The organism is Streptomyces sp. YS-3, assembly GCF_045257485.1.
Lineage (GTDB): Bacteria > Actinomycetota > Actinomycetes > Streptomycetales > Streptomycetaceae > Streptomyces.
On the sequence record NZ_JBJHPC010000362.1, the window covers coordinates 1 to 7,433 of the forward strand.

Sequence of the window (7,433 nt, forward strand, 5' to 3'; positions counted from 1 at the left end):
CACCCTGCCCGCCCCCCTGAAACCACCGTCTCTGCGCCGACGGCCGGCCAAATCACGGGCGGCCTCCGGCCAGTCGCCGTGGTCGAAGGTGAAGCCCGCGTCGAGGAGGCGGCCGGGGACGACTCGGCGGCTCTTCAGCAGCAGTTCGGTGTCCGTGCGCAGTACGTACGCGCCGAGTTCCGCCATGCCCTTCGTCGCGGGCAGGCCCAAGGGGGCTCCCCAGGCGGCGCGCAGGGCGCGCATGAAGGCGCGGTGCGGAAGCGGGGCGGGGGCGGCGAGGTTCACCGGCCCGGAGATGTCGTCGCGGTCGGCCAGGAACCGGACGGCTCGTACGAAGTCGTCCTCATGGATCCACGACACGTACTGGCCCCCGCCCGCGACGGGCCCCCCGAGGCCGAGCCGTGCCATCCACGACATCACGTCGAAGACACCGCCCCGGTCGGGGCTCATCACCATGGCGGAGCGCAGCGCGACCTTGCGCGTGTCCGGGGTGTCGGCCTCGTGCTGCGCCCGCTCCCAGGCCTTGGCGATCTCGACGCTGTAACCCCAGTAGGCCGGGACACCGGCTTCGGTGCCACCGATCACTCCGGAGGCTTCGTCGTGGGGTGCGTCATGGCGGTGGGCGTAGATGGTGGCGGTGCTCATCTGCAGCCAGAGGCGGGGCGGCCGGGCGGCGCCCGCGATCGCCCGGCCCACGACCTGCGTCGAGCGGACCCGCGAATCCATCATGGCCCGCAGGTTGGCCGGGGTGTACCGGCAGCTCACGCTGCGTCCGGCCAGATTGATCACGACATCGCTGCCGTCGATCTCCTGAACCCACGGCCCGGTGCTCTCACCGTCCCAGTACACCTCGCGCTCGCCCGCAGGCCGCCGGGTGAGGATCACGACTTCATGACCGGCGGCGGTCAGCGCGCGGTCCAGCACAGTCCCGACCTGACCGGTTCCGCCGGGAAGGACTACCTTCATCGACTTCCCCTCCCTCTGTTGCTGCGAGCCTAGAGGAGGAGTTGAACGCGTTCAAACGGGGGGGTGGGTGCGACGGCGGACGTACACATCACACCCGCCGGGCCGCCGCCACCCATCCGCTGGGCTCGGTGATCCGCCCCCTCACCAGGCCTTGCCGGCCTGCTCCCGAGTCGTCCGGTTGATCCGGTTGAAGAAGTTGGTCATCGCGATCCCCAGGATGAGCGCGGCCAACTGGTTCTCCGTGAAATGGTCCGCGACGGCGTCCCAGATCTCGTCGGTCACGCCCGGCGCGCCGTCCTGGATACGGGTAGCCGCCTCGGCCAGTGCGAGGGCCGCGCGCTCCTCGTCGGTGAAGAAGGGCGTCTCGCGCCACGCGACCACATTGTGCAGCCGCTCCTCCGTCTCCCCGGCCTTCCTGGCTCCCTCCACGCCTGCGAACACACACGGGCTGCAGCCGTTGATCTGGCTGACGCGCAGGTGGACCAATTCCAGCAGGCGCCGGTCGACACCTCCGGCGTGCATCGCCTTGTGCAGGTGCTGGATCGCGGTGATCAGATCGGGGTTCGCCGCACCCTTCATACGTGCTTCCATCAGCCGTACTCCCTCATCGGTTACGTGGGCCCTTCCGGGCTCGTCATCACCCATGACGGAGCGGTTTCGAGGAAGGTAACAACATGTCCGACAGCACCCCGGCGGACCCGGTGGCCGAGGCCTTCGAGGCCCAGCGCGAGCGGTTGCGGGCGGTCGCCCACCGCATGCTCGGATCGCATGCCGACGCCGAGGACGTCGTACAGGAAGCATGGCTGCGGCTGTCCCGCCAGGACGTGGCGGCCCTCCACAACCTCGACGGCTGGCTGACCACGGTGGTCAGCCGGATCTGCCTCGACGCGCTGCGGGCGCGCCGGACCCGCCCCGAGGCGTCGTACGGCGACCGGCTGCCCGAGTTCGTGGTGACGGTCGACGACGGGCCCCTCCCGGAGGACGACGCGCTGCTCGCCGACTCGGTGGGGGTCGCCCTCCTCGTCGTCCTGGAGTCGCTCCGGCCGAGCGAGCGGCTGGCGTTCGTGCTGCACGACCTCTTCGCGGTGCCGTTCGCCGAGATCGGCCAGATCCTGGGCAAGTCGACCGACGCCACCAAGATGCTCACCAGCCGCGCCCGCAGGAAGGTACGGGCGACGGAACGGCCGCCGGATGCCGGACCGGAGCAGCGCGCGGTGGTCCAGGCGTTCCTGGCGGCATCCCGCGACGGGGACTTCGAGGGTTTGCTGCGGGTGCTCGACCCGGACGTGAGGCTGGCCGTCGACACCCCCGCCGGTGTGGTCGTCACCCTCGGCGCCACCGGGGTCGCCGCCGGCGCGAAGCTGTCGGCCGACGCGGCGGTACGCGGTCGGGCCGTGCTCGTCAACGGCCTTCCGGGAGTCCTCTCCTGGCGCGCGGACGGCACCCCGCTCGCGGTCCTCGCGTTCACCGTCACCCACGGCCGGATCACGGAGATCACGGCTGTGGTCGACCCGGCCCGGCTCGCGCGGATGGACCTTCCGGCGCCGGTCTGAGGGTCGGAGTACGGAAGCGGTGCATCCGAAGGCCCGGGGAAACGTACGGGAGGCAGCAGGCCGTACCCACCGGCCTGCGCAGGCGCACGAAAATCAGTGGAACAGGACCACCGTGCGCCCCTACCGTGGTGCCGAGCCACATCGTTGAGGCAAGGACGTGCCGTTGTACACCAAGTGAGACCCCCCGACTGCTGATTCGTCGCGCGTCGCGCAATAGGCGCCGCGCTGCTTCCTGCTGCGGATTTCTCACTGGAACCGGTGTACTTCTGTGCTCACCACCTGGGTGGTCATGCCCACCTGCCTGCCCGTCGTTCGGCGCCGCTGTCACACGTGCGCGTCCGAACGCTTCCGGGCGAACGGCAAATTCCGCGTCAACGCCCATCACAAGCTGATCGATGTCTGGCTCCTCGCGCTCTGCGCCACGTGCGGGGAAACCACCAAGATCACGATCCTGGAGCGGACGAACGTACGCTCCGTACGGCCGGAGTTGCTGGACCGGCTGCACGACAACGATCCGGATCTGGCAGCCGAACTGCTGCAGGATCCGCTCGTACGGCGCCGTAACCGCATCGCCCTCGACTGGGACGACGCGTGGCGCCTCGACACCGGGGGAACGGATCACCTGGACCGTGAGGCGATCGACGTCTCGGTCCGCTTCGCGGCCCGGATTCCCGTCCGGCCGGTACGGCTGATCGCGGAAGGCTTCGGCCTTTCACGGGCGGAGGTCGAGAGACTGCTGACAGAGGGCAACCTCGTGTCGGTGGTCCGGTTGAGCGGCAAGCTCTCCGGCGACTTCACCTTCACGCTCAAGCGCTGATCCGGCACGCGGGATCAGCGGCCTGCCCGGCGAACTCCGCCGGGCAGGCCTCTTTCCTCCCCCGGGCCGCCCCCGCCGCACGCCGATCCCCGGAGCGCGGGCGGGCTTCCCGGGTACGCCCGTGCGAGCATCAGTGCATGAGCGGCTCCTATGAGATGTATCTGGGTGCCGCCATACACCTTGGACGGTCCGGAGCAGGGGAAGGAAGGGGCACGGGATGAACGAGAAAGTCGCCGCTGTCACGGCGGTCTGGGAAGACATCGAGCGGTGGTACCTCTCCCAGGGCGCCCCCCAGGTGCTCCAACCCCCGGCTACGGACGAGCAGATCGCCTCGGTCGAAACAACCCTCGGCGTCGAGCTCCCCACCGAGGTGAAGGCGTCGCTGCGCAGGCACGACGGGTCCGCCGACGGGGGCTGGCCCAAGGGCCGACTGCTGTCCTGCGACGGCATCCTCAGCGAGACCCGCGTCTGGCGGGATCTCCTGGCCGACGGCACCTTCGACAACCTCAAGAGCTTCCACGCGGGGGGCGACGCGCTCAAGCCGGGCTGGTGGAACCCCGGTTGGGTCTCCCTCGACGCCGACGGCGCGGGCAACGGCTCGGTCCTGGACCTGTCGCCCGGGCCCGCGGGCCGGGTCGGCCAGGTGATCGACATGGACCACGAGGTGGGCCCGAGCGGCCCCATCGCGAGCGACTTCGTCGGATACCTGACGGATGTCGCCACCCAGTTGGACGAGTTCTCGGTGGTCGACGGGCAGTACGTGCGGGAACGGTAGGGGCGAGAGGCGGCAGGACAGGGCAGAACTGGACGCCCCTGGGCCCTGCGAGGTCCCTCAGCGCGCCGCCCTACTCTCCGGAATCACCGCTCACCCCACCACCCCGCTCCCGCACGAGTTCCGCGATGATCTCGGTGCCGAGCGCATACGCGGGTACCCCCGCCGTGATGAGCGCGGTCTCGGCGACGCCGATCAGGTCGGTGATGTCGGCTCCCGCATGGAGTGCTCCCCGGGCGTGGATCCGGGCCGGGTGCGGTCGGCCGAGAGCCAGTAGTTGGCCGAAGTGGACCAGCTGCTGGACCCGTCCACCGAGCGGGCTGTCGGTCAGCACGATGTGGCGCAGTGCCGCGACGGCCTCCTCGGTCGGCWGCCGACCGAACCGTGCGGCGAGGCGCAGTCGGTCCTCCACCCCGCCCGGGACGGTGCCGAGGGTGGATCGGTAGCGGTCGCGTACGGCTTCCGTACGGGAGGCGAGGCTCTCGTCCGTCATCGTGGGCTCCGTACGGGAGGCGAGACCGTCGTCCGTCATGACGCGACCCGGGCGATCGCGGCGCGCACAGCCTCCTGGGCGCCCGGCGGGAAGTCCACGGCCCCGCCGATCGCCGCCGCTGCGATCTCCGCCTCGGCGCTCTCCTCGATCGCCACGATGAGGCGGGCGGTGGCGGCCGAGTCCGGGCCGAACGCGAGGAGGCCGTGGTTGGCCAGCAGGACCGCGGCCGTCGTCGGGCGCTGTTCGAGTATGTCGGCGATCCCGCGCACCGAAACGTCCGACCCGCGCGGCCCCCAGGGCACCACCGGGACGTCCTCCGCCTGTCCGGAGCGCAGCATCGGCTCGGTGCGGCACGGCAGCGGCCGGTGGGCCACCGCGAAGGCGGTCGCGGAGGGCGAGTGGGTGTGGATGATCGCGCCCACGTCGGGGCAGGCCCGGTAGACGACACTGTGCATGGCGATGATCTCGGCGCTGACCGACTGGAGTTCGCCCTCCAGGACCTGCCCGTCGAAGCTGACGACAGCCAGGTCCTCGGGCCGTATCCCGCGCACGTATCCCGGCGTGAGCAGCATGCGCTCACCGTCGAGCCTCGCGCTCAGGTTGGCGTGCCCCGAGTGGGCCATCACCCCGGCCGCGAAGAGGCTTTCCGCGGCTTCCACCAGCTGGTCGGCGCGCTCCTTGACCACATACGTATCGCTCATGGCGGTATCTCCAAGTGTCCCGGCAGCGGCGGCTCGTCCGCCGCTGTCCCTGTGTGGACCACTCTTCAACTTGAACTAAGGTTTAAGTCAACTGCCGGGCACGAAGGGCCACAAAAGGAGCGGAACGTGCGTATGACGATCGGCCGGCTCTCGGAGATCACCGGAGTGCCCGCCTCGGCCATCCGGTACTGGGAGCGTCACGGACTGCTGCCCGCGCCCGAGCGCGTGAGCGGGCAGCGGCGCTATCCGCCGGAGGCGGCCGAGCGGATCACGGTGCTGCGCAAGTGTCAGCAGGCGGGGTTGACGCTGGTCGAGATCGCCGAGTTCCAGCAGGAGCAGTCGCGCCGGGAGGCGATGATCCGCGCCAAGATCACCGAGATCGAACAGCGCATGGTCGACCTCGACCACGCGCACCAACTGCTGGCCCACGCCCTCAAGTGCAGCGAGGAGGACATCGTCAGATGTCCCAAGTTCCGTGAACAGATGGCGGATTGGCAGAAGGTGACTCCGGCGCGCTGAGCCATACGTCCTGTGCCGCACGCCCTGCGCCTTACGCCCCGAGCCGTACGCCCCGAGCCATGCGCCCCCGTGTGTGGTGGGCCCCGCCGAACGTCAACGGTGGGGGCCCACCTCCTTCGCATCACTTCCCGAAAGACAGGAGCGTGCGGTCCCTGTGCTGAGCCTTGGGACTCTGGACGCGGCCGTTGAGCAGGAAGAACCGGCCTCCGGACCAGGCCGTACGGGGGTTCAGGAAGAACGCGCGCTCGGTGGCGGCCGAGGCTGCCGGCGTCCGAAGCAGGGTCTGGGGTATACCGCCGGTCGCCGCGATGGTGGCCACCGAGGCCGAGTCGGCTGGGCCCTGGCCCGGCTGGACGTAGACAACGGCCTTGCCGCCCTCGACCACCAGCGGCCTCATGGCCCGGCCGTGCGGCTCCTTCGTACGCCATTTCTCCTTGCCGGTGCCCAGGTCGACTGCGACCACCTCGTTGGTCTCCGGTTCGCCTAGCACCGCGCCCCCGGAGCCGGAGGTGCCGAGGTAGAGGGTGGCCGTGTCCGAGGCGGCGAACGTGCAGGCGTGCAGGTCGCCGCTGCCGTCGCCGAACCCGTCGCACGCTCCGGTCACCTTGAACTTGGGCTCGACCTGCCAGCGCACCTTTCCGTCCGGGGCGAACGCCGTGATGTTCCACGTCTTGGCGTCGCTGTTGTGCGCGGCGACGACCAGCGGGTCGGTGGAGTAGACACGTCCGACCGTCCAGCCCGGCGCGTACTTGTAGTTCCAGCGGGACTTGCCGGTGACCGGGTCGAGTTCCTCGATCAGCTGCTGCTCCTTGGCGGCGCCGCCGGAAGCCGGGCACAGGCCCACACCCAGCAGCCGGGTGCCGCCGCCGACGCTGTACGGGCTGCACCCCGTGGTCTTCCACGTACCGAAGAGTTTCTTGCCGTCGACGGCGGAGAAACCCGTCGCGTAGGCACTGTGGCTGACGGCGACCGTGTTGCCGGTGACCGCGAGCCGGAACTCGTTGGTGGTGTCGAACTCGTTCTCCTGCGGCACCTCGGTCTTCCAGCCCACCTTGCCGGTGGCCAGATCGATCTGCTGGAGGTATTTGCAGTGGGCGCGCGCGGTGTTGTTCTCCAAGGTGGCGATGACCAACTTGCCACCCGCGGTCGGATGGTGTGCGGCCCCGCACACGGGTGTCTCCAGCTGCACGGTCCACTTAGGCGTACCGTCAGCTACCGCATGGCCGGTGACCTCCTTGTACATGGCCCTCGCGACGGTGTTCCCGAGCAACCACGGACCGAGCTGCCGACCTCCCGTCGAGGTCAGCTGGGTCTCGTTCTCGCGCAGCCAGACACGCGCCTCGCCCGGCTTGATTCCGTCGTTGTACCCGTCACCCCCGCTCGCGCCGCCGTTGCCACTGCCCGTGCCGTCGCCGAGGTCGGCCGGGACGGAGGCGGAGGGCGCGGCCGGGTCACTGGCGACGGCCTTGGGCCTGGCGGGTTCGCCGTCGTCACCGGAGGCCACGTACACGCCCCCGCCGACGACCAGAAGAGCCGCGACCGCGGCGGCCACGATCACGGCGGGCCTCCGGGCGAAGGGGCCCCGACCATTGCCGCCGGGTGGGGGCGGTGG

General features: G+C 70.2%; 9 protein-coding genes. 4 read left to right on the plus strand and 5 right to left on the minus strand.

Going from position 1 to position 7,433, the window contains the following annotated elements:
• Together ACJA3G_RS25010 and ACJA3G_RS25015 are read right to left on the minus strand one after the other, a co-directional pair.
• The coding region (locus ACJA3G_RS25010) for a TIGR01777 family oxidoreductase (RefSeq protein WP_406555294.1) at window positions 1-966 on the minus strand (966 nt) is incomplete at its 3' end.
• A gap of 141 nt (window positions 967-1,107) precedes the next feature.
• Window positions 1,108-1,557 carry a carboxymuconolactone decarboxylase family protein gene (locus ACJA3G_RS25015; protein WP_406555295.1) on the minus strand — a complete coding sequence of 150 codons (450 nt, stop codon included), beginning with the start codon at window positions 1,555-1,557 and terminating at the stop codon, window positions 1,108-1,110.
• Between the two features lie 83 nt (window positions 1,558-1,640).
• Here ACJA3G_RS25015 and ACJA3G_RS25020 point away from each other — a divergent pair, with 83 nt between their 5' ends.
• The 3 genes from ACJA3G_RS25020 (at window position 1,641) to ACJA3G_RS25030 (ending at window position 4,111) form a co-directional block, all read left to right on the plus strand.
• Window positions 1,641-2,519: a sigma-70 family RNA polymerase sigma factor gene (locus tag ACJA3G_RS25020; protein WP_406555296.1), complete on the plus strand. Its 879-nt coding sequence runs from the start codon at window positions 1,641-1,643 to the stop codon at window positions 2,517-2,519.
• Between the two features lie 268 nt (window positions 2,520-2,787).
• A complete protein-coding gene (locus ACJA3G_RS25025) occupies window positions 2,788-3,336 on the plus strand; it encodes a DUF1062 domain-containing protein (protein ID WP_406555297.1) in 549 nt (182 codons plus the stop codon).
• Between the two features lie 217 nt (window positions 3,337-3,553).
• Window positions 3,554-4,111, plus strand: coding sequence for an SMI1/KNR4 family protein (locus ACJA3G_RS25030; protein ID WP_406555298.1), 558 nt, complete (start codon window positions 3,554-3,556; stop codon window positions 4,109-4,111).
• A gap of 70 nt (window positions 4,112-4,181) precedes the next feature.
• On the opposite strand, the gene ACJA3G_RS25035 is transcribed toward ACJA3G_RS25030, so the two are convergent.
• Complete coding sequence (locus ACJA3G_RS25035; RefSeq protein ID WP_406555299.1) at window positions 4,182-4,640, minus strand: carboxymuconolactone decarboxylase family protein; 459 nt, start codon at window positions 4,638-4,640, stop codon at window positions 4,182-4,184.
• The gene (locus tag ACJA3G_RS25040; RefSeq protein WP_406555300.1) at window positions 4,637-5,302 is read right to left on the minus strand and encodes a class II aldolase/adducin family protein; all 666 of its coding nucleotides are present in this window, start codon (window positions 5,300-5,302) and stop codon (window positions 4,637-4,639) included. The genes ACJA3G_RS25035 and ACJA3G_RS25040 overlap by 4 nt, the downstream gene beginning before the upstream one ends.
• Window positions 5,303-5,434: 132 nt before the next feature.
• Between ACJA3G_RS25040 and ACJA3G_RS25045 the strand changes: the two genes are divergently transcribed.
• Complete coding sequence (locus tag ACJA3G_RS25045; RefSeq protein WP_406555302.1) at window positions 5,435-5,821, plus strand: MerR family transcriptional regulator; 387 nt, start codon at window positions 5,435-5,437, stop codon at window positions 5,819-5,821.
• Between the two features lie 121 nt (window positions 5,822-5,942).
• Here ACJA3G_RS25045 and ACJA3G_RS25050 read toward each other — a convergent pair.
• Window positions 5,943-7,433: PQQ-binding-like beta-propeller repeat protein (locus ACJA3G_RS25050; RefSeq protein ID WP_406555301.1), on the minus strand; the 1,491-nt coding region annotated here is incomplete at its 5' end.